We start from the raw sequence: 21,540 nt of genomic DNA on the forward strand, positions 1-21,540 counted from the left end.
CGGGGGTCGCGCCGGTTAACGGTTGTCGGTCGGGCCGGTACGGTGCTCGCCGTGACCGCGGACGACCACCTCCCGCCCGGCCCCGTCGCCGTGCTGGCCAACCCGGACGCCGGCCGGGGCCGGTACCGGGGACTGCTGCCCCGACTGCTCGACGGGCTGGCCGCCGCCGGCCGCCCGGTCCGGCTGCTGACCGCCGGCACCCCGGCCGATGCCGAGGCGGCCTGCCACGCCGCGGTCGCCGCCGGCGCCGGCGCGCTGGTCACCGTCGGCGGCGACGGGACGGTGCACCGGGCGCTGCAGGCGGTCGCCGGCACGCCGGTGCCGTTCGGTCCGGTCCCGGCCGGCACCGGCAACGACTTCGCGGCCGACACCGGCTTCCCGGCGGATCCGCTCGCCGCGGTGGGGGTGATCGCCGAGGCGCTGCGGGCCGGCCGGAGCCGGCCGGTGGACCTGGCCCGGATGACCGGCGCCGACGGCGCCGACCGGTGGTACGGCGCGGTGCTCGCCGCCGGCTTCGACGCGATCGTCAACGAGCGGGCCAACCGGATGCGCCGGCCGCGCGGCCCCCGCCGGTACGACCTGGCGATCCTGGTCGAGCTGGCCCGGCTGCGCCCGCGCAACTACACGCTCACCCTCGACGGCGTCCCGCACCGGCTGGACGCGGTGCTGGTGGCGGTGGGCAACTGCGCCAGCTACGGCGGCGGCATGCGGATCTGCCCGGACGCCGACCCGACCGACGGGCTGCTGGACGTGGTGGTCGGCGGGCGCTTCGACCGGCGCACCCTGATCCGGGTCAAGCCCCGGCTGTACCAGGGCACCCACGTGACGCATCCGCTGGTGCGCAGCTACCGGGCCCGGACGGTGGAGCTGGCCGCCGAGGGCATCACCACGTACGCCGACGGCGAGCGGGCGCTGGACCTGCCGGTACGGATCACCGCCGTGCCGGGGGCGGTCCGGCTGCTGCGCTGACGACCGGCACGGGCGGCTCGGCCGGCGCCGCCGGCTGCCGGGCGGCGCCGGCCCGGACCGCACCGATGCTGGCCGCGATCACCAGGCCGATCGCCAGCACCTCCACCGGGTGCAACGCCTGGTCCAGGATCAGCCAGCCGGTGAGCGCGGCCAGCGCCGGGCCCAGGCTCATCAGCACCGCGAAGGTCGACGTGGCCAGCCGCCGCAGCGCCAGCAGCTCCAGCGTGTACGGCAGCACCGAGGCCAGCAGCGCCAGTCCCGCCCCGAGCGCCAGCACCCGCGGCTGGGCCAGCCGGCTCCCGCCGTCGACCAGGCCGAACGGCAGGCTGACCAGCGCGGCCAGGGTCAGCGCCAGGGCCAGCCCGTCGGCCCGGGGGAAACGCCCGCCCACCCGCGCCGAGCAGACGATGTACGCCGCCCAGAGCGCCCCCGCGCCGAGCGCCAGGCCGGCGCCGGCCGGGTCGAGCCGGTCGAAGCCGCCCTGACCCAGCAGGGCCACCCCGGCCAGCGCCAGCCCCGCCCAGCACCAGGCGGTCCACCGGCGGGCGGTCAGCACCGACAGGGTGAGCGGCCCGAGCACCTCCAGGGTCACCGCCGGGCCCAGCGGGATCCGCTCGATGGCCTGGTAGAAGACCGAGTTCATGCCGGCCAGCGCCAGCCCGAACGCCACCACCGACCCCCAGGCGGCCCGGTCGTGCCCGCGCAACCGGGGTCGGCAGACCGCGAGCATCAGCAGCGCGCCGATGCTCAGCCGCAGGGTGACCGTGCCGGCCACCCCGGCCCGGCCGAACAGCAGGGCGGCCAGCGCCGACCCGGTGTGCACCGACAGCGCCCCGCCGAGGACCAGCGCGACCGCCCCCAGGTGGCGCCGCTGCGCGGCGGGCGGGTGCGGCTCGGCACGGGTCGTCATGACCGCGACGCTAGCCGGCCGGCGGACCGGCACGCCGGCGGGTCGTCGGCGTGGTGGTGGGCGCCGCACCGGCGCGGTGCCGCCGCGTATGTGCCGTTCAGCCGCGCAGGGCCAGGTCCAGCACCGCGCCGAGCCCGTTGGGCCGTCCGGCGTCGGCGCAGGGCAGCACCAGCACCGCGCAGCCGGCCCGCACCGCCCCCGCGTCGGCCGGGGTGTCGCCCACCATCAGGGCGCGTTCCGGGTCCACCCCGAGCATCCCGCAGGCGCGCAGGAAGATCCCCGGGTCGGGCTTGCAGCGCCCCACCTCGTACGACAGCGCGTACGCGTCGACCAGCCCGTCCAGCCCCCAGGCGGCGAAGTGCGGCCGGATGTCGAAGCCGATGTTGCTGACCACCGCCACCTTCACGCCGGCCTCGCGCAGGGCGGTGAGGGTCGCCACCGTGTCCGGGTACGGCACCCAGCCGTCGGGGATCAGCACCCGCTCGTAGAGCGCGTCGGCGAACCCGTCGATGCCCGCGTCGACCGTCTCGGCCAGCCCGGTGTACGCCCCGCGGTGCGCGTGCTCGTACAGGTCGCGGTCGGCCCAGAGCTCGGCCAGCCGGGGCGGCACCCGGGCCGGCAGCGGCCCACCCGCGCGGCCGGCGGTGAGCAGCCGGTCGGCCAGGGCGGTGACCCGGACCCGCTCCAGCGACACCCCGCAGGTCATCGCGGCGGCCGTCACCCAATCGTGTGGCTCCTCCACCTGGGCCAGCGTGCCGTGGAAGTCGAAGAGCACCGCCTCGACGGGTCGGCGGGACGCGCTCGGGCGGGCGGCGTCGTCGGCGCCGCGCGAGGCGTGGGTCGGTTCGGCATGATCCGGCACGCCGTGCACCCTACCTACCCGCTCCGACTGTCCTGCCGGACGGCCTTGGCCGGTGGCGGTGTGCGACACCAACTAATCTTGGATCCATGTCGAGCCCCGCCGAGCGGTACGCCGCGGCGCGCCGCCGGGCCGCGCAGGCCTCTCAGTTCCCGGCGCTGGACGAGTTCGCCTCCGAGTTGGGGTTCGATCTCGACGACTTCCAGCGGGAGGCGTGCCAGTCGCTGGAGCGGGGCAGCGGGGTGCTGGTGTGCGCCCCGACCGGCGCCGGCAAGACCGTGGTCGGCGAGTTCGCCGTACACCTGGCGCTGCGCGGCACCCCCGACCGGCCGGCGGCCGCCGACGGCGACCAGCCAGCGGCGCCCCGGCGCAAGTGCTTCTACACCACCCCGATCAAGGCGCTGTCCAATCAGAAGTACCACGACCTGGTCGACCGGTACGGCGCCGCGCAGGTCGGCCTGCTCACCGGCGACAACGCGATCAACGGCGACGCGCCCGTGGTGGTGATGACCACCGAGGTGCTGCGCAACATGCTCTACGCCGGCTCCAGCACCCTGGAGGGCCTGGCGTACGTGGTGATGGACGAGGTGCACTACCTCGCCGACCGGTTCCGCGGCGGGGTCTGGGAAGAGGTGATCATCCACCTGCCGGAGTCGGTCACCCTGGTCTCGCTGTCGGCCACCGTCTCCAACGCCGAGGAGTTCGCCGACTGGCTGGTCACCGTGCGCGGCGAGACCGCGGTGGTGGTCAGCGAGCACCGGCCGGTGCCGCTGTGGCAGCACATGCTGGTCGGCAAGCGGATGTTCGACCTGTTCCACGACGCGGACGCGGCGCGCAAGCACGACGTGCACCCGGAGCTGCTGCGCTACACCCGGGACACGATGCGCCGGCTGGAGCTGGGCGAGGGCCGCAGCGCCGGCCCCGGCGGCGGCCGGCGCGGCCCCCGCTGGCGCGGGCCGATGCGCCCGGACATCGTCGAGCGACTGGACCGGGAGGGCTTGCTCCCGGCGATCCTGTTCATCTTCAGCCGGGCCGGCTGCGCCGCCGCCGTGCAGCAGTGCCTCGCGGCCGGCCTGCGGCTCACCTCCGCCGAGGAGCGCGCGGAGATCCGCGAGGTGGTGGAGCGCAAGGTCACCGCGATCCCCGGCGAGGACCTGACCGTGCTGGGCTACTGGGAGTGGCTCGACGGGCTGGAGCGCGGCCTGGCCGCCCACCACGCCGGGATGCTGCCGGTGTTCAAGGAGGTCGTCGAGGAGCTGTTCGTCCGCGGCCTGGTCAAGGCGGTCTTCGCCACCGAGACCCTGGCGCTGGGCATCAACATGCCGGCCCGCTGCGTGGTGCTGGAACGGCTGGTCAAGTACAACGGCGAGGCGCACGTCGACCTGACCCCGGGGGAGTACACCCAGCTCACCGGGCGGGCCGGGCGACGCGGCATCGACGTCGAGGGGCACGCGGTGGTGGTCTGGTCACCCGAGACCGACCCGCGGCACGTGGCGGGGCTCGCCTCCACCCGCACCTACCCGCTGCGGTCGAGCTTCCGCCCGTCGTACAACATGGCGGTCAACCTGGTCGGCACGGTCGGCGCTCAGCCGGCCCGGGAGCTGCTGGAGTCCTCGTTCGCGCAGTTCCAGGCGGACCGCTCGGTGGTCGGCCTGGCCCGCCAGGTGCAGCGCAACACCGAGACCATCGAGGCGTACGCCGCCGAGTCGGCCTGCCACCACGGTGACTTCGACGAGTACTTCGGGCTGCGGGTGGCGATCGCCGACCGGGAGCGGTCCATCGCCCGGCAGGGGCAGACCCAGCGCAAGGCGGCGGCGGTGGCGTCGCTGGAGCGGCTGCGGGTGGGTGACGTGATCCGGGTGCCGTCCGGGCGGCGGGCCGGCCTGGCCGTGGTGCTCGACCCGGCAACCGGCGGCTTCGGCGAGCCCCGCCCGCTGGTGCTCACCCAGGACCGCTGGGCCGGTCGGGTCAGCCCGGGCGACTTCACCACCCCGGCCGAGGTGCTGGCCCGCATCCGGGTGCCGAAGCACTTCAACCACCGCTCGCCCGCCGCCCGGCGGGACCTGGCCGCCGAGGTCAGCGGCACCGGCCTGGATCGGCACGGCGGGCGGCGCGGCGGCCGCAGCCGGCAGGCCGCCGGCGAGGACCACCGGCTCAGCCAGCTGCGCACCGAGCTGCGTAACCACCCGTGCCACGCCTGCCCGGAGCGGGAGGAGCACGCCCGCTGGGCGGAGCGCCGCCGCCGGCTGGAGATCGACACCGAGGAGCTGCGGCAGCGGGTCTCCGGGCGGACCGGCTCGCTGGCCCGCACCTTCGACCGGATCGTCGCGCTGCTCACCGCGCGCGGCTACCTGTCCACCGACGGCGGGGTGACCGACGCCGGGCGGATGCTCGGCCGGATCTGGACCGAGGCGGACCTGCTGGTCGCCGAGTGCCTGCGCCGCGGGGTCTGGGACGGGCTGTCCCCGGCCGAGCTGGCCTCGGCGGTGTCGGTGGTGGTCTTCGAGGCCCGCCGGGACGTCGACGAGCGGGCGTCGCTGCCGCGCGGCGCGGTCGCCGACGCGGTCGAGGAGACGCTCAAGCTGTGGGGTGAGATCGAGGCCGACGAGGCGAACCGCGGCCTCACCGCCACTCGGGAGCCGGATCTCGGCTTCGCCTGGCCGATCTACCGGTGGGCCCGCGGCGAGGCACTGGCCAAGGTGCTGGCCAGCGGGCACGAGATCGACGGCGAGATGCCCGCCGGCGACTTCGTGCGGTGGGCCCGGCAGGTGGTCGACCTGCTCGGTCAGCTCGCCGACTCCGGCGGCGCGTCGGCCGAGCTGCGGGCCACCGCCCGCCAGGCGATCGCCACCGTCAACCGGGGTGTGCTGGCCTACCACGCCTCCGCCTGATCGTCACTTTCGGTCACCCGCCGGCCGGGAATCGACGCATCGCTGCGTCACCCCCGCGGCACCCCACGAAACCTCGGGGGGTGGTGTCCTGCCTGCTCCGGGCCTACCCGATCATTGCCCGGGCGCGGTTTCTACGCGCCGGTAATCAGGGGGAGGAAGTGCCGCCGTGGCGGAGATCAATCACTTTGAGTACGGGTGGATCACGCCCGCGCTGAGCTACGCGTTGTCCGTGCTCGGCTCGTCCCTCGGCCTGGTCTGCGCCGGCCGGATCCGGACCGCGCCGACCTCCGGCCAGAAAATGTGGTGGGGGACGCTCGCCGCCTGGGCGATCGGCGGCACCGCCATCTGGGCCATGCACTTCATGGCGATGCTCGGCTTCGCCGTGCAGGGCACCCGGATCCGGTACGACGTGCCGCTGACCGTGGCCAGCACGGTGATCGCCGTGGTCGGGGTCGCCATCGGGCTGGCCATCGTCGGCACCGGCCGGCTGCGCCCGGTGCGGCTGCTGGTCGGCGGCCTGTTCACCGGCGCGGGCGTGGCCGCCATGCACTACACCGGCATGGCCGCCATGCGGCTCGACGGCGATCTGCGCTACGACCGCACCCGGGTCGCGCTGTCCGTGGTGATCGCCCTGGTCGCGGCCACCGCGGCGCTCTGGCTGGCGATGACCGTCCGGCGGGCGCCGGCGATCGCCGCGTCCGCCCTGGTGATGGGCGTCGCGGTGAACGGCATGCACTTCACCGGCATGACCGCCCTCTCGGTGCACCTGCACCCCCGCGAGGGCGAGCTCACCGGCGCCGGGGTGAGCACCCTGCTGGTGCCGATCATCCTCGCGGTCATCTTCGTGGTGGTCGGGCTGGTCTACGCCCTGCTGGCCGCGCCCACCGACGACGACCGGGCCGGCGCGGCGTACCTGGACGCCCGGTGGGCCGGCGCCGAGCACACCGCGGCCACCCCGGAGCCCGCCCCGGACCCGGTGGGCCTGCGCGCTCGGTCCACCCTGGGACAGCCGGGCACCCCGTTCCCGTCGCGCCGCGGCTCCGACCCCGGGGGCCGCTGACCGACGCGCGCGGCGGCCTTCCGGCCGCCGCGCGGCCGCCCCGGCGGTGATCAGGAACGGGCGGCCAGCGCGTCCACCAGCCGCCGGCAGGAGCCGGCCAGGTTCCACCGCTGCGCCAGCTCCAGCAGCCGGTCCGGGTCCGCCGGCGCGATCGGCAGCGCGGTGGGCAGCTCCGGCAGCGGTACGTCCAGCGCCACCCGCACCACGGTCGGCGCGACGGCCAGGTAGTCCCGGGCGGCGTCCAGCTTGCCGCGCAGGCCGGGCGCGAAACCGGAGCCCGGGTCGTCCAGCGCGGCGAGGATGCCGGGCAGGCCGCCGTACCGGTCGATCAGCCGGGCGGCGGTCTTCTCACCGACCCCCGGCACCCCGGGCAGCCCGTCGCTCGGGTCCCCGCGCAGCGCGGCGAAGTCGGCGTACAGGTCGGCCGGCACGCCGTACCGGGTGCGCACCGCGGCGTCGTCGCAGTCGTCCAGCTTGGCCACCCCGCGACCGATGTAGAGCAGCCGCACCGGCCGGGCGTCGTCGACCAGCTGGAACAGGTCCCGGTCGCCGGAGACCACCTCGACCGGCCCGGGCTGGGTCACCGACAGGGTGCCGAGCACGTCGTCGGCCTCGTAACCGTCGGCCCCGGTCGCGGTGATGCCGACCGCCGCCAGCACCTCGAGGATCATCGGCACCTGCGGGGAGAGGGTGTCCGGCACCACCTCGCCGCCCTGCGGCGCCACCCGGTGCGCCTTGTACGACGGCAGCAGCTCCACCCGCCAGGCGGGCCGCCAGTCGTAGTCCAGCGCGCAGACCATCCGGTCCGGCTGGCGGGTGCGGATGAGCTGGGCGAGCATGTCGAGGAAGCCGCGCACGGCGTTGACCGGCTGGCCGTCGTCGGTCTTCGCGGCCGACTCGGGGATGCCGAAGTAGGCCCGGAAGTAGAGGCTGGGCGCGTCGATCAGCAGGATCGGGGGTTGGTCTGCCACGGGGGACAGCCTGGCACAACCCTCCGACGAGCGGGTGACGCCGCGACGCGGCCCGCTGCGCCCGGTGCGACAAACCGCTGGGCGGCCACCCGGGCGGCCGGCAGACTGCCCGGATGAGCTTCCTACCCGGGCTGGCGCTCGCCCGCCGCTTCCACGCCGAGGTCGTCGGCCCGCTGCTGGCTCGTCGGTTGCCGGGGCTGCGGTACGCCGCGGGTCTGCTCGACGGCGGCTCCGAGCTGCTCGGGCTGGACACCGACCGGTCCACCGACCACGACTGGGGGCCACGGCTGAACGTCTTCGTCGCCGACCCGGCCGACGTGCCGCCGGTGCGGGCGGTGCTGGACGCGGGCCTGCCGGCCGAGTTCCTGGGCTGGCCGACCCGGTTCGCCGGGGACGCCGCCCGCCTCGGGGTGGCCGACCCGACCGGCGACCGGCACGGCGTCAGCGTCGACGAGCGGGGCGACTGGCTGCGCGAACGGCTCGGCTTCGACCCGGCCGACGGGGTGACGACCGCCGACTGGCTGTCCGCGCCCACCCAGCGGCTGGCCGAGCTGACCGGCGGGGTGGTCTGCCACGACGGGCTCGACGGCGCGCTCACCGCCGCCCGGGCCCGGCTGGCCTGGTACCCGGACGACGTCTGGCGGCACGTGCTGGCCGCCTGCTGGACCCGGGTCGGGCACGCCGAGCACCTGCCCGGCCGGTGCGCGGAGGTGGGCGACGACCTGGGCAGCCGGGTGGTGACCGCCGGGCTGGCCCGGGACCTGATGCGGCTGGGTCTGCTGCTGCACCGCCGCTTTCCCCCGTACGACAAGTGGCTGGGGACGGTCTTCGGCCGGCTGCCGGCGGCGGCGCCGGTGGTCGCGGCGCTGTCCGACGCCCTCGCGGCGGCCGACTGGCCGGCTCGGGAGGCCGGCCTGGGCCGGGCGCTGGCGGCGGTGGCCGGCTGGACCAACGACGCCGGCCTGGCCCCGCCGCTCGACCCGGGGGTGCGCCCGTTCCACGGCCGGCCGTTCCAGGTGCTCGACGCGGGCCGGTTCGCCACCGCGCTGCGCGACGCCATCACCGACCCGGCGCTGCGGGCCCGGCCGCCGCTCGGCGCGGTGGACCAGTACGTGGACGCGGTGGAGGTGCTCACCCGCGCCGACCGGTTCGGGCCGGTCGCGGCGGCGCTCAGCCGCAGTTGGTGACCAGCGGCTGGTTCTCGTCGACCAGGTACGTGGAGAGCATCCTGGTCTCCACGTCGCCGACGTTGCGGGCGTTGTGCACCACGCCCGGCGGGATGAGGAACGGTTCGCCGGCCGCGATGCGCAGCGTCGGGCGGTCGTCGAACTCCATGTCCACCCGGCCCTGGATGAGGTAGCCGACCTCCTCACCCGGGTGGTGGTGCCGGCCGGACGCCTGGCCCACCGGGATCTGGAACAGCGTCTGGACGATCAACCGGCCGGGCGCGGACGCCGCCGCCCGCTGCAGCTCGGTCCGCGTGATGGTGGCGGCCTGCCCGCCCGGTCCCTGGTTCATCGCCGTCCCCCCGACCGTCCCGGCCGCCCCGGAGCGGGCGCCCGACTCTCCGCACGGTAGCCCGCGGGCGACCGGTCCGACCGGCCAACGCCTAGCCCCGTCGGGACCGCGGATCGGCGTCGGGGCCGGACCGGCGCCGCTGGGCGGGACGCGGCGGACCGCGTCCCGCCCGAGCGGTCGGTCAGGCCGGCAGGTCCCGGCCGCGCTGGCGTACGCCCGGCCCGCCGTACGGGTAGTCGGCGGCCGGTGGCGTGCTGGCCTCGTCGAGCAGTCGGGTCTGCTCCGGGTCGAGCACCAGGTCCGCGGCGGTGAGGTTGTCGTCGAGCTGCTCGGTGGTGCGGGCGCCGAGGATCACCGAGGTGACCGCGGGCCGCTCGGCCAGCCAGGCGAGGGCCACCGCCGACATGGACACCCCGCGCTGCCCGGCCACCTCGCGGACGGCGTCGAGCACCCGCCAGGTGCGCTCCTGCGCGTTGCGCCCGGCGTACGCCTCGACGCCGCGCTCCGGGTCCTCGCCGAGCCGGGTGGCCCCGGTCGGGGCGGTGTCCCGCTGGTACTTGCCGGTGAGCCAGCCGCCGCCCAGCGGCGACCAGGGCAGGATGCCGATGCCCTCGTTCTCGCACACCGGCACCAGCTCGAACTCGATCTCCCGGACGAGCAGGCTGTACTGCGGTTGCAGGGTGACGATCGGGGCCAGGTGCAGGTGCTGGGTGAGCAGCGCCGCCTTCTGCAGCTGCCAGCCGGTGAAGTTGCTGACCCCGGCGTAGCGGATCTTGCCGGCGCGGACCGCGTCGTCGAAGAAGCGCAGCGTCTCCTCGATCGGCGTCAGCGGGTCCCAGGCGTGCGCCTGGTAGAGGTCCACGGCGTCCACGCCGAGCCGGGTCAGGCTGGCGTCCAGCGCCCGGGTGAGGTGCACCCGGGACAGGCCGGCGTCGTTCGGGCCGGGACCCATCGGGAAGCGGCCCTTGGTGGCGATCACCACCCGGTCGCGCATGCCCGGCCGGTCCCGCAGCCAACGCCCGACGATCTCCTCGGAGACGCCGGCGGAGTAGACGTCGGCGGTGTCGACGAAGGTGCCGCCGGCCTCGACGAACCGGTCCAGCTGGGCGAAGCTGCCCTTCTCGTCGGTCTCCGCGCCGAAGGTCATCGTGCCGAGGCAGAGGTTCGACACCACCGTTCCGGTGGCGCCCAGGGTGCGGTAACGCATGATGTCCTCTCGGGTTCGACTTCCCGCCGATCCTTCCACCGACCCGGGCCCGCCGCAGCGCGCCGCCCTGCGGGCGGTGGAGCGGGCCCGCCCTGCGGGCGGGCGGCGGGTGCGGCAGAGTGGTCAGCCGCGGCGGGGAGTGCCGCGGGCGGCGAGGAGGGTGGTCACCGTGGCGGGTCCGAGCGGAGTGGTGTTCCCGCGTACCGGCGAGGGCCGCAGCACGAGTGCGCTCGGCCGCGCCGTGGTCGCCGACGCGCTGCGCGCCGTCGACCCGGTGGGCGCCCGGGCGGCCGAGCACGAGACGGACTGGCGGCACCACTACCTCGGTCACTTCCGCCGGCTGGTGGAGGCGGGGCTGCTGTCCCGGGACGCCGCGCTCACCGTGGCCCGGGACGGGCTGGCCTCGCTGCACTCCCGGATGACGGTGATCGGCGACGACGGCCGGGAGACCGCCCTGGCCGAGGCCTTCGCCACCGGCGGCGGCGATCCGCTGGAGACGGCCACGGTCACCGGCGCGGGGCCGGTCGAGCGGGAGCTGTCCCTGCCGTACCGGGGGCAGCGGTTGCGCGGCGACGACCTGCGCCGGCGGCTGGACGCCTGGGTGGCCGCCGGGGTGGTGGAGCCGTCCTGCGCGGAGGCGGTGAGCGCGGTGCAGGCCAACCCGGACTGGCTCGACCTGCGCGACCAGCGGGTGGTGGTGCTGGGCGCGGGCGCCGAGATGGGCCCGCTGCCGTCGGTGCTGCGCTGGGGCGGCGAGGTGGTGGCGGTGGACCTGCCCCGGCCGGAGCTGTGGCGTCGGGTGCTGCGGATCGCCCACCGGTACGGCGGCCGCCTGCACCTCCCGGTCCGCCCCGGCGCCGCCGGTTCCGCCGGCCCGAACGGCACCTCGGGGGACGCGGCGCTGGCCGCCGGCGCGGGCGCGGACCTGCTGCACCGGCTGCCGCAGGTGGCGGACTGGCTGGGCGGCCTCGACGGCCGGCTGGTGCTCGGCAACTACGTGTACGCCGACGGCGCCACCAACGTCCGGGTGGCCGCCGCGGTCGACGCGCTCACCGTCGAGCTGCGCCGCCGCCGGGACGACGTGGCGCTGGCCTTCCTGGCCACCCCCACCGACGTCTTCGCCGTCCCGGCCGAGGCCGTCGCGCACGCGGAGCGCGGGTACGCCGAGCGCGGCTGGCTGCGCCGGTCGCTGCGGGTCGCCTCGGGCGGGCGGCTGCTGCACCGCAACTACCCGCCCGGCGCCGACCCGGGGATCAACGACAGCCTGGTGCCGCAGCAGGGGCCGAACTACGCGCTGGCCAAGCGGTTGCAGCGGTGGCGGGCCACGGTGGAGAGGGACGCAGGCGCCACCGTGTCGTTCACCGTCGCCCCGCCGACCCGGACCCGGTCGGTGCTGCGCAACCGCGCGCTGGCTGCCGCCTACGCGGGGGCGCACCGGTTCGGCATCGAGGTGTTCGAGCCGGCCACCAGCAACACGCTGATGGCCGCGCTGCTGGTGCACGACCTGCGTACCGGGGGTGGGCCGGCGCAGCCGCAGCCGTGGCGGGACGAGGCGTACGCGGCGGCGCACGGCGGCCTCTGGCGGGTGCCGTACGCCCCGCGCAGCGCCCTCGGCCTGGCCGTCCTGCTCGGCCTGGGCGGCGCCCGAGGCTGACCGGCGGCCGGGCTGGGTCCCGACCCGAACGACCGTTAAGCTGACCGGGTGGACCTCGCCGCGCTCTACCCGCCGGACCGGCTCGCCGCCGCCCGCGCGGCCACCGCCGCCGCCGGGCTGGACGCGCTGCTGCTCACCCCGGGCTCCGACCTGCGCTACCTGACCGGTTACCCCGCGCACGCGGGGGAGCGGCTGACCTGCCTGGTGCTGCCGGCCGAGGGCGAGCCGACGCTGATCGTGCCCACCCTGGAGCGCCCGGCGGCCGAGGCGTCCCCGGCGCCGGCCACCGGGGTGCGGATCGTCGACCACGCCGACGGCACCGACCCGTACCCGCTGGTCGTCGCCGCCCTCGGTGGGCCGGTGGCATCGGTCGGCCTGGCCGACCGGATGTGGGCCGAGCAGGTGCTCGCCCTGCGCGCGGCGCTGCCCGGCGCGACCCAGCGGCTCGCCGGCGAGGTGCTGGGCGCGCTGCGGATCCGCAAGTCCCCGGCCGAGGTCGCGGCGCTCGCCGCGGCCGGCGCCGCGATCGACGCGGTGCACGCCCGGATGGGCGAATGGCTGCGCCCGGGGCGCACCGAGGCGGAGGTGGCCGCCGACATCGCCGCCGCGATCCGGGCGGCCGGCCACGAGACCGTCGACTTCGTCATCGTGGCCGCCGGCCCGAACGGCGCCAGCCCGCACCACGGCACCTCCGACCGGCCGATCGGCGCCGGCGAGCCGGTGGTGGTGGACATCGGCGGCACCATGCCGTCGGGCTACCGCTCCGACTCCACCCGGACCTACGTCGTGGGCGGCGCCGCCCCGGGCGAGTTCGTCGAGTACTACGCCGTGCTGGCGGCCGCCCAGCGGGCCGCCGTCGCCGCGGTCGCCCCCGGGGTCACCGCCGAGGCGGTCGACGCGGCCGCCCGGGCGCCGATCACCGCCGCCGGGTACGGCCCGGCGTTCCTGCACCGCACCGGGCACGGCATCGGCCTCGACACCCACGAGGAGCCCTACGTCGTGGCCGGCGCCGTCCGGCCGCTGGAGCCCGGCATGGCGTTCTCCGTCGAACCGGGCATCTACCTGGCCGGGCGGCACGGCGCCCGGATCGAGGACATCGTCGTCTGCACCCCGGACGGCGGGCAACGGCTCAACACCACCCCCACGGAGCTCATCGCGCTATGACCGTCGACCGGATCCTCCCCACCGACGAGGCCCACGACCTGCTGGACCTCGCCACCGAGCTGGCCGACCGGGAGCTCGCGTCCCGGGCCGCCGACTTCGAGCAGCGCGCCGAGTTCCCCCGCGAGGTGCTGCGCACGCTGGGCCGGGCCGGCCTGCTGGGCCTGCCGTACGCCGAGGAGCACGGCGGCGCCGCCCAGCCGTACGAGGTCTACCTGCAGGTGCTGGAGGTGCTCGCCAGCCGCTGGCTCGCCGTCGCCGAGGCGGTCAGCGTGCACACCCTGTCCTGTTACCCGCTCGCTGCGTTCGGCACCGACGCGCAGCGGGCGCTGCTGCCGGACATGCTCGGCGGCGAGCTGCTCGGGGCGTACTGCCTCAGTGAGCCACAGGGCGGCTCGGACGCCGCGGCGATGACCACGAAGGCGGTCCGCGACGGCGACGACTACGTGGTGACCGGCACCAAGGCGTGGATCACCCACGCCCGGGTGGCCGACTTCTACAACATCTTCTGCCGCACCGGTGGCCCCGGCCCGAAGGGCATCTCCTGCCTGCTGGCCGACCGCGGCACTCCCGGCATCCTGCCCCAGGCGGCCGAGCGGACCATGGGCCTGCACGCCTCACCGGTGGCCCAGGTGGTGTTCGACGACGCCCGGGTGCCCGCCGACCGGCTGATCGGCGGCGAGGGCGCCGGCTTCGGCATCGCGATGGCCGCCCTGGACTCGGGCCGGCTCGGCATCGCCGCCTGCGCGGTCGGGCTGGCCCAGGCCGCGCTGGACTACGCGGTCGGCTACGCCCGGGAACGCCGGCAGTTCGGCCGGGCGATCGTCGACTTCCAGGGGCTCGGCTTCAACCTCGCCGACCTGGCCACCCAGATCTCCGCCGCCCGGGCGCTCACGCTGGCCGCCGCGCGGCTGCGCGACGCCGGCCGGCCGTACTCGATCGAGGCGGCCAAGGCGAAGCTGTTCGCCACCGACACGGCGATGCGGGTGACCACGGACGCGGTGCAGGTGCTCGGCGGCGCCGGCTACGTCGTCGACCACCCGGTCGAGCGGTACCTGCGGGAGGCGAAGGTGCTGCAGATCGTCGAGGGCACCAACCAGATCCAGCGGCTGGTCATCTCCCGCGCGCTGGCGAAGGGCTAGCCTGTCCCGGTGACCTTCCCCCGGATCACCATCGACCCCGAGGTGATGGGCGGCGCGCCCTGCGTGCGGCAGTCCCGGATCCCGGTGGCCACCCTGCTGGCGATGATGGCCGACGGGATGTCCGTCACCGACATCCTCACCGATCTGCCCTTCCTCGACGAGGAGGATCTGGTCGAGGTGCTGACCTTCGCCGCGGACGCGGTGCGCGACCGGTCGGCCCGCTGAGCGTCACGCCCGGCGGGCCCGTCCTCGCCCGCCAGCGCTCCAGCGGGTAGGTTCCCTGCCGTGGAGGAGATCGACCAGGCCATCGTCGCCGCGTTGACCGCGGACGGGCGGCTGTCGTACACGGACCTGGCCGAGAAGGTCGGCCTGTCGGTCTCCGCGGTGCACCAGCGGGTGCGCCGGCTGGAGCAGCGCGGGGTGATCACCGGGTACACCGCGCGGGTGTCGTTCGAGGCGTTGGACCTGCCGCTGAGCGCGTTCGTGGCGATCCGCCCGTTCGACCCGTCGCAGCCGGACGACGCGCCGGAACGGCTGGCCCACCTGCCCGAGATCGACTCCTGCTACTCCGTCGCGGGCGAGGACTTCTACCTGCTGCTGGTGCGGGTGGCCAGCCCGGCCGACCTGGAACGGGTGCTGCAGGAGATCCGCACCGCCGCCAACGTCACCACCCGGACCACGGTGGTGTTGTCCACCCCGTACGAGGGACGACCACCGAAGATCGGCACCGGCGAGCCGGTGCGCGGCCGCAACCGGTTGGAGGCGACGTGAGCGGGGCGACGAAGGCCGGGCACGTGGCGGACACCCGGGACGTGATCCGGGTGCACGGCGCCCGGGTCAACAACCTGCGCGACGTCGACGTCGAGATCCCGAAGCGCCGGCTGACGGTGTTCACCGGGGTCTCCGGCTCGGGCAAGAGCTCGCTGGTCTTCGGCACCGTCGCCGCCGAGTCGCAGCGACTGATCAACGAGACGTACAGCGCGTTCGTGCAGGGCTTCATGCCGACGCTGGCCCGCCCCGACGTCGACCTGCTCGAGGGGCTGACCACCGCGATCATCGTCGACCAGGAACGGATGGGCGCCAACGTACGCTCCACCGTGGGCACCGCCACCGACGCGAACGCGATGCTGCGCATCCTGTTCAGCCGGCTCGGCAAGCCGCACATCGGCTCGCCACAGGCGTTCTCGTTCAACGTCGCGTCGATCAGCGGCGCGGGTGCGGTGACGGTGGAACGCGGCGGGCAGACGGTGAAGGAGCGGCGCAGCTTCAGCATCACCGGCGGCATGTGCCCGCGCTGCGAGGGCATGGGCACGGTCAACGACATCGACCTGACCGCCCTGTACGACGACAGCAGATCGCTCAACGAGGGCGCCATCACGGTTCCCGGCTACAGCATGGACGGCTGGTTTGGCCGGATCTACCGCGGCAGCGGGTTCTTCGACCCGGACAAGCCGATCCGCCGGTTCACCAAGAAGGAGCTGCGGGACCTGCTCCACAAGGAGCCGACCCGGATCAAGGTCGACGGGATCAACCTCACCTACGAGGGGCTGATCCCGAAGATCCAGAAGTCGATGCTGGCCAAGGACGTCGGCGCCCTGCAGCCGCACATCCGCGCCTTCGTCGAGCGGGCGGTGACGTTCTCCACCTGCCCGGAGTGCGACGGCACCCGGCTCAGCGCGGCGGCCCGCTCCTCGACGATCGACGGCCGGAGCATCGCGGACGCCTGCGCCATGCAGATCACCGACCTGGCCGAGTGGGTCCGGGGCATCCGGGAGCCCTCGGTGGCGCCGCTGCTGACCGGGCTGCAGCACCTGCTCGACTCGTTCGCCGAGATCGGGCTGGGCTACCTGTCGCTCGACCGGCCGGCCGGCACCCTCTCCGGCGGGGAGGCGCAGCGGACGAAGATGATCCGCCACCTCGGCTCCTCGCTCACCGACGTCACGTACGTCTTCGACGAGCCGACCGTCGGGCTGCACCCGCACGACATCGCGCGGATGAACGACCTGCTGCTGCGGCTGCGCGACAAGGGCAACACCGTGCTGGTGGTGGAGCACAAGCCGGAGGCGATCGCGATCGCCGACCACGTCGTCGACCTGGGCCCGGGCGCGGGCGCCAGTGGCGGGGAGGTGGTGTTCACCGGCACCGTCGACGGGCTGCGGGCCAGCGGCACGCTGACCGGGCGGCACCTGGACGACCGGGCCCGGCTGAAGTCGTCCGTCCGGCCGCCGACCGGCTTCTTCGAGGTGCGCGGCGCGAGCACGCACAACCTGCGCGACGTCGACGTGGACCTCCCGCTCGGCGTGCTGGTGGTGGTGACCGGGGTGGCCGGGTCGGGCAAGAGCTCGCTGGTCCACGGCTCGGTGTCCGGCCGGGACGGGGTGGTGTCGATCGACCAGGGCGCGATCCGCGGCTCGCGGCGGAGCAATCCGGCGACCTACACCGGCCTGCTGGACCCGATCCGCAAGGCGTTCGCGAAGGCCAACGGGGTGAAGCCGGCGCTGTTCAGCGCCAACTCCGAGGGCGCCTGCCCGGCCTGCAACGGCGCCGGGGTGATCTACACCGACCTGGCCATGATGGCCGGCGTCGCCACCACCTGCGAGGAGTGCGAGGGCCGGCGGTTCCAGGCGTCGGTGCTGGAGTACCGCCTCGGCGGGCGGGACATCAGCGAGGTGCTGGCCATGTCGGTGGCCGAGGCCGAGCGGTTCTTCGCCGACGGGGAGGCCCGTACGCCGGCGGCGCACGCGGTGCTCGACCGGCTCGCCGATGTCGGGCTGGGCTACCTGACCCTCGGCCAGCCGCTGACCACGCTCTCCGGTGGCGAGCGGCAGCGGCTGAAGCTCGCCACCCACCTCGGCGAAAAGGGCGGCGTGTACGTCCTGGACGAGCCGACCAGCGGCCTGCACCTGGCCGACGTGGAGCAGCTGCTCGGGCTGCTGGACCGGCTGGTGGACGGCGGCAAGTCGGTGATCGTGGTCGAGCACCACCAGGCGGTGATGGCGCACGCCGACTGGATCGTGGACCTCGGCCCGGGCGCCGGTCACGACGGTGGCCGGATCGTCTTCCAGGGCACGCCCGCCGACCTGGTCGCGGCCCGCTCCACCCTGACCGGCGAGCACCTCGCGGCGTACGTGGCCGGCTGAGCGCACCCGTTCGGGTCAGGCGCCGTTCCAGCGCTGCAGGACCGGGCGGCCGTGCTCGTACCCGAGGACGCTGACGGTGGCGGTGTCCAGCCGCAGCTTGCCACCGCCGGAGGCGGGCAGGCCGATCCAGCGGGCGCCGACCACCCGCAGGCAGTGCCCGTGCCCGACCAGGCCGACGCTGCCGCGCTCCAGCAGGGGAGTGACCCGGGTCAGCAGCCGGTCGATCCGCTGGCCGATCTGCTCGGGGGACTCGCCGCCGGGGCAGCCGTCCTCCCAGAGGTTCCACTCCGGCCGGTCGGCGTGGATGTCGTCGGTGGTGCGGCCCTCGTAGGCACCGTAGTTCCACTCCGCGAGGTCGTCGTCGGTGTCGTCCACGGTCAGGCCGGCGAGCTGCGCGGTGCGCAGGGCGCGCAGCCGGGGGCTGGACAGCACCCGGGCGAACCGCCGGCCGACGAGCACCCCGCCGAGCGCGCGGGCCTGCCGCTCGCCGTCGGGGGTCAGCTCCAGGTCGGTGTACGAGGTGTGCCGGTGGCTGGCGCTCCAGGTGGTCTCGCCGTGCCGGATCAGGACGATCTCGCTCATGTCCCCAGTCAACCAGCCGGCCGTCCGCCCGGCCCGCCGAGCGCCCGTCCCGGTTACAACCTATTGTCCTAGGATGCCCTGCAGGTTGTGCGAGGCCGCACAACAGCGAAACCAATCGCCGGTGACGACCCGGGTTTGTCGATCCGGGCAGCGGGGACGCACCAGGGGAGCGGGCCGACCGGCCCGGACCGCCGCAGCTACAGGAGGCGACATGAGCTTCACCGACAAGGCGAAGAGCAAGGCCCAGGAGCTGTCCGGCGTTGCCAAGGAGCGGATCGGCGACGTCACCGACAACGAGCGGATGCGAGCCGAGGGCGCCCAGGAGCAGAGCGAGGCGCGGGCCCGGCAGGCCGGTCAGGACATGAAGCAGGCCGGCAAGGAGGCGAAGGACGCGATGCGGCGCTGACCGCTTTTCGCGTCGCGGGCGGCCTTCGGGGATTCCCCGGGGGCCGCCCGCGCTAGCCTTCGCGGATGCTGGTGGTCCGCTCGTTGCTGCTGTTCGTGCTCGCCGCGCTCGCCGAGATCGGCGGGGCCTGGCTGATCTGGCAGGGCTGGCGGGAGCACCGGGGCCTGTGGTGGATCGCCGCCGGCGTGATCGCGCTGGGGGCCTACGGGTTCGTGGCGACGTTCCAGCCGGACGCGAACTTCGGCCGGATCCTGGCCGCCTACGGCGGGGTCTTCGTGGCCGGCTCGCTGGCCTGGGGAATGCTGGTGGACGGCTTCCGCCCGGACCGGTGGGACGTGGGCGGGGCGGCGATCTGCCTGCTCGGCGTGGCCGTGATCATGTACGCCCCGCGCGGGGCCTGAGACACGATGACGCCCGGTGACCGGATGCGGTCACCGGGCGTCGGACGAGCGTGGTCAGTCGTCGCGGTGGGCGGCCCACCACTGCTGGCCGGCCTCGGGCAGGGTGTCGATCGGGTCGTAGTAGGCGTAGCGCTTGTTGAGCGCCTCCAGGTCGGCCGACTCGATCGAGGTGCGGTAGTTCTTGGTCCAGTACGAGATGCCGCGCTCGCGGTCGTACTCGGTGAGCATGTGCACCCAGCGCTTGCCGACGAACGGGACGTCGCAGACGATCCGCGGAGTGGCGTAGCCGGGCAGGTAGCCCATGATGTCGTGCTGGAGCTGCTGGGCGTGCCAGACCGGGACCCGCCAGTGCTCCGCATTGGGGATCATGTCGCACATGTAGAAGTAGTACGGCAGGATCCCCGCTTCGCCCTGCAGGGCGAAGCAGAGGTCGAGCAGGTCCTCGCTGGTGGCGTTGACGCCGCGCATGAGCACGCCCTGGTTGCGCACGTCGCGGACGCCGACGTCGAGGGCGGTCTGGGCGGCCGTGGCGACCAGCGGGGTGATCGACTGGGCGTGGTTGACGTGGGTGTGGATGGCGAGGTTGACGCCGCGCCGGGCGGCGGTGCGGGCGACCCGCTCCAGGCCCTCGACCACGTCGTGCTGGAGCCAGTGCTGGGGCAGGCCCATCAGCGCCTTGGTGGCGAGCCGGATGTCGCGGACCGTCTCCAGCTCCAGCAGCCGCATCAGGTACGACTCGAGGTTCTTCCACGGCACGTTGGCCACGTCGCCGCCGGAGACGACCACGTCGCGGACGCCGGGGTGGGCCTTGAGGTAGGCGATGTGGGCGTCGTACCGGTCGACGGGCTTGAGGGTGAGCTTGAGCTTGTCGACGACGGGGGTGGAGTTGCCGACCAGGTCCATCCGGGTGCAGTGCCCGCAGTACTGGGGGCAGGTGGAGAGCAGCTCGGCGAGGACCTTGGTGGGGTAGCGGTGGGTGAGCCCTTCGGCGACCCACATGTCGTGCTCGTGCAGGCTGTCGCGGCTGGCGTACGGGTGGGACGGCCAGTCGGTGCGCCGGTCGGATGCGACCGGGATCATGTAGCGCCGGATCGGGTCGGCGAGGAACGCCTCGGTGGTCATCGGGGCGAACGGCACCATCGTGTTGATCATCTGCGGCGGCACCAGCATCGACATGGTGGCCAGCGCCTGCTGGTCGGCCTCCAGGTCGGTGTAGAAGGTCTCGTCGACCGTGTCGCCGAGCACGGTGCGCAGCTGCTTGATGTTCTTGACGCAGTTGACCCGCTGCCACTGGGCGTTCTCCCACTGCTCGCGGGTGACGTGGCGCCAGCCGGGGAAGCGGGTCCAGTCGGGTTCGACCAGGGGGCTGCGGCGGTACTCGTAGGGCTGGCCGGCGGTCGGCACGGCGACCGGGGCGGGGCGGGGCCCGGGGATGGTCTCCACGGGTTGGGTCTGGGTCACGGCCCCTCCTCGGTGCGTGGTGTGGATGATCAGCGACCCGAAGGCTACTGGAAAATATCCGGTGGAGAAATTAGTCTGCCGTAAGTTTTCCCGCGACGCGAGTCCTGACCAGGGCTTCGGGCGGCCGAACAGGGGGAGGTCGGGGTGACGTCACCGGTGGGTCTGCACCGCGTCGTGGAGCCGGCGGGGGTGCTGCCGCAGGCGGCCTGGCGGTTGGACGCCGACCCGCGGATCGCGCCGAACGAGGTGCGCATCCGGGTGGAGCGGCTGAACCTGGACGCGGCGAGCTTCCGCCAGCTGTCGGAGAAGCACGGCGGGGACGGCGAGAAGGTCCGGGCCGAGGTGCTGGACATCGTCGCCACCCGGGGCAAGATGCAGAATCCGGTGACCGGGTCCGGCGGCATGCTGATCGGCACCGTGGAGGAGGCGGGTCGCCGCTCCCCGCTTCAGCTGGGGGTTGGTGACCGGGTGGCCACCCTGGTGTCGCTGACGCTGACCCCGCTGACCATCCTCGACGGCCTCGCCCGCTGGGACGGGCGCAGCGAGCAGGTGCCGTGCGACGGGTACGCGATCCTGTTCGCCCGGTCGATCGCGGCGGTGCTGCCGGCGGACCTGCACCCGGAGCTGTCGCTGGCGGTGCTGGACGTGTGTGGGGCGCCCGCGTTGACCGCCCGGGTGGTGGCCGAGCACGTGGCGCGCCGGGAGCGGGCGGGTGATCCGACGCCGGTGAACGTGGCGGTGATCGGTGGGGCCGGCAAGAGCGGGTCGCTGTCGTTGGCCGCGGCGCGGCGGGCGGGCGCGGGTCGTACGGTCGGGGTGGTGCCGGTGGCGGCGGAGCGGGACGCGCTGGAGCGGGCCGGTCTGGCGTCGGGCGTCGCGTTGGCGGACGCGCGGGATCCGGTGGCGTTGTCGACGGCGGTGACCACCGCGTTGGGCGCGCCGGCGGACGTGACGGTGGTGTGCGTGGACGTGCCGGGGTGTGAGCACGGTGCGGTGCTGGCCACGGCGGACGGCGGCACGGTGATCTTCTTCTCGATGGCGACGAGTTTCGCGGCGGCGGCGTTGGGCGCGGAGGGTCTGGCGGCGGACGTGACGATGCTGGTGGGCAACGGGTACGTGCCGGGGCACGCGGAGCTGGCGTTGGAGTTGTTGCGGTCGGAGCCGGGGGTCCGTGGTCTGTTCGAGTCCCGGTTGGCGGCAGACTGAGT

Annotated in this window: 20 protein-coding genes; 13 read left to right on the top strand and 7 right to left on the bottom strand. The window is 74.8% G+C overall.

Features of this window, described 5'->3' with window-relative positions:
• Positions 1–42: 42 nt before the first annotated feature.
• Complete coding sequence (locus tag ACFY3U_RS13245; protein ID WP_387199786.1) at positions 43–969, top strand: diacylglycerol kinase family protein; 927 nt, start codon at positions 43–45, stop codon at positions 967–969.
• Here ACFY3U_RS13245 and ACFY3U_RS13250 read toward each other — a convergent pair.
• Together ACFY3U_RS13250 and ACFY3U_RS13255 are read right to left on the bottom strand one after the other, a co-directional pair.
• Positions 932–1,879 (bottom strand): DMT family transporter, encoded by a 948-nt coding sequence (locus ACFY3U_RS13250; protein WP_387199788.1) that lies wholly within the window; start codon positions 1,877–1,879, stop codon positions 932–934. The two genes, ACFY3U_RS13245 and ACFY3U_RS13250, sit on opposite strands and share 38 nt — an antisense overlap.
• Positions 1,880–1,976: 97 nt before the next feature.
• A complete protein-coding gene (locus tag ACFY3U_RS13255) occupies positions 1,977–2,741 on the bottom strand; it encodes an HAD family hydrolase (protein ID WP_387199791.1) in 765 nt (254 codons plus the stop codon).
• An 86-nt stretch (positions 2,742–2,827) separates the two neighbouring features.
• Here ACFY3U_RS13255 and ACFY3U_RS13260 point away from each other — a divergent pair, with 86 nt between their 5' ends.
• On the top strand, positions 2,828–5,629 hold the full coding sequence (locus ACFY3U_RS13260) for a DEAD/DEAH box helicase (RefSeq protein WP_387199794.1): 2,802 nt from the start codon (positions 2,828–2,830) through the stop codon (positions 5,627–5,629).
• Between the two features lie 166 nt (positions 5,630–5,795).
• Positions 5,796–6,689, top strand: coding sequence for an MHYT domain-containing protein (locus ACFY3U_RS13265; RefSeq protein WP_387199797.1), 894 nt, complete (start codon positions 5,796–5,798; stop codon positions 6,687–6,689).
• A 50-nt stretch (positions 6,690–6,739) separates the two neighbouring features.
• Here ACFY3U_RS13265 and ACFY3U_RS13270 read toward each other — a convergent pair whose 3' ends face one another.
• On the bottom strand, positions 6,740–7,660 hold the full coding sequence (locus tag ACFY3U_RS13270) for a 5'-3' exonuclease H3TH domain-containing protein (RefSeq protein WP_387199800.1): 921 nt from the start codon (positions 7,658–7,660) through the stop codon (positions 6,740–6,742).
• 113 nt (positions 7,661–7,773) lie between these two features.
• Here ACFY3U_RS13270 and ACFY3U_RS13275 point away from each other — a divergent pair, with 113 nt between their 5' ends.
• Positions 7,774–8,847 carry a DUF4037 domain-containing protein gene (locus ACFY3U_RS13275; protein ID WP_387199803.1) on the top strand — a complete coding sequence of 358 codons (1,074 nt, stop codon included), beginning with the start codon at positions 7,774–7,776 and terminating at the stop codon, positions 8,845–8,847.
• Here the strand turns inward: ACFY3U_RS13275 and ACFY3U_RS13280 are convergent.
• Positions 8,831–9,178: a cupin domain-containing protein gene (locus ACFY3U_RS13280; RefSeq protein ID WP_387199806.1), complete on the bottom strand. Its 348-nt coding sequence runs from the start codon at positions 9,176–9,178 to the stop codon at positions 8,831–8,833. The genes ACFY3U_RS13275 and ACFY3U_RS13280 overlap by 17 nt on opposite strands.
• Before the next feature lie 181 nt (positions 9,179–9,359).
• Positions 9,360–10,385 carry an aldo/keto reductase gene (locus ACFY3U_RS13285; protein WP_387199808.1) on the bottom strand — a complete coding sequence of 342 codons (1,026 nt, stop codon included), beginning with the start codon at positions 10,383–10,385 and terminating at the stop codon, positions 9,360–9,362.
• Positions 10,386–10,554: 169 nt separating this feature from the next.
• On the opposite strand from ACFY3U_RS13285, the gene ACFY3U_RS13290 reads away from it, so the two are divergent.
• From ACFY3U_RS13290 to ACFY3U_RS13315, 6 genes are read left to right on the top strand one after another with little or no spacing between them, the layout of a single operon-like run.
• Positions 10,555–12,039, top strand: coding sequence for a hypothetical protein (locus tag ACFY3U_RS13290; protein WP_387199811.1), 1,485 nt, complete (start codon positions 10,555–10,557; stop codon positions 12,037–12,039).
• A 48-nt stretch (positions 12,040–12,087) separates the two neighbouring features.
• Positions 12,088–13,203 (top strand): M24 family metallopeptidase, encoded by a 1,116-nt coding sequence (locus ACFY3U_RS13295; protein WP_387199814.1) that lies wholly within the window; start codon positions 12,088–12,090, stop codon positions 13,201–13,203.
• Positions 13,200–14,342 carry an acyl-CoA dehydrogenase family protein gene (locus ACFY3U_RS13300; RefSeq protein WP_387199817.1) on the top strand — a complete coding sequence of 381 codons (1,143 nt, stop codon included), beginning with the start codon at positions 13,200–13,202 and terminating at the stop codon, positions 14,340–14,342. Before ACFY3U_RS13295 ends, ACFY3U_RS13300 begins: the two co-directional genes overlap by 4 nt.
• Positions 14,343–14,351: 9 nt before the next feature.
• The gene (locus ACFY3U_RS13305) at positions 14,352–14,567 is read left to right on the top strand and encodes a DUF433 domain-containing protein (RefSeq protein WP_387199820.1); all 216 of its coding nucleotides are present in this window, start codon (positions 14,352–14,354) and stop codon (positions 14,565–14,567) included.
• A 60-nt stretch (positions 14,568–14,627) separates the two neighbouring features.
• On the top strand, positions 14,628–15,113 hold the full coding sequence (locus ACFY3U_RS13310; RefSeq protein WP_387199823.1) for an Lrp/AsnC family transcriptional regulator: 486 nt from the start codon (positions 14,628–14,630) through the stop codon (positions 15,111–15,113).
• Positions 15,110–17,482, top strand: a complete 2,373-nt coding sequence (locus tag ACFY3U_RS13315) for an ATP-binding cassette domain-containing protein (RefSeq protein WP_387199826.1) — start codon at positions 15,110–15,112, stop codon at positions 17,480–17,482. The genes ACFY3U_RS13310 and ACFY3U_RS13315 overlap by 4 nt, the downstream gene beginning before the upstream one ends.
• Before the next feature lie 15 nt (positions 17,483–17,497).
• On the opposite strand, the gene ACFY3U_RS13320 is transcribed toward ACFY3U_RS13315, so the two are convergent.
• Positions 17,498–18,064: a histidine phosphatase family protein gene (locus ACFY3U_RS13320; protein WP_387199829.1), complete on the bottom strand. Its 567-nt coding sequence runs from the start codon at positions 18,062–18,064 to the stop codon at positions 17,498–17,500.
• Between the two features lie 211 nt (positions 18,065–18,275).
• On the opposite strand from ACFY3U_RS13320, the gene ACFY3U_RS13325 reads away from it, so the two are divergent.
• Together ACFY3U_RS13325 and ACFY3U_RS13330 are read left to right on the top strand one after the other, a co-directional pair.
• The gene (locus tag ACFY3U_RS13325) at positions 18,276–18,470 is read left to right on the top strand and encodes a CsbD family protein (RefSeq protein WP_387199831.1); all 195 of its coding nucleotides are present in this window, start codon (positions 18,276–18,278) and stop codon (positions 18,468–18,470) included.
• A gap of 65 nt (positions 18,471–18,535) precedes the next feature.
• Positions 18,536–18,871, top strand: a complete 336-nt coding sequence (locus tag ACFY3U_RS13330; RefSeq protein WP_387199834.1) for a YnfA family protein — start codon at positions 18,536–18,538, stop codon at positions 18,869–18,871.
• A 54-nt stretch (positions 18,872–18,925) separates the two neighbouring features.
• Here the strand turns inward: ACFY3U_RS13330 and ACFY3U_RS13335 are convergent, their stop codons facing one another.
• Positions 18,926–20,332, bottom strand: coding sequence for a KamA family radical SAM protein (locus ACFY3U_RS13335; protein ID WP_387199837.1), 1,407 nt, complete (start codon positions 20,330–20,332; stop codon positions 18,926–18,928).
• A 156-nt stretch (positions 20,333–20,488) separates the two neighbouring features.
• On the opposite strand from ACFY3U_RS13335, the gene ACFY3U_RS13340 reads away from it, so the two are divergent.
• Positions 20,489–21,538: a zinc-binding alcohol dehydrogenase gene (locus ACFY3U_RS13340; protein WP_387199955.1), complete on the top strand. Its 1,050-nt coding sequence runs from the start codon at positions 20,489–20,491 to the stop codon at positions 21,536–21,538.
• Positions 21,539–21,540: the final 2 nt, after the last annotated feature.

This window comes from Micromonospora sp. NPDC000089, from assembly GCF_042899365.1.
In the GTDB taxonomy this organism is placed as follows: domain Bacteria; phylum Actinomycetota; class Actinomycetes; order Mycobacteriales; family Micromonosporaceae; genus Micromonospora.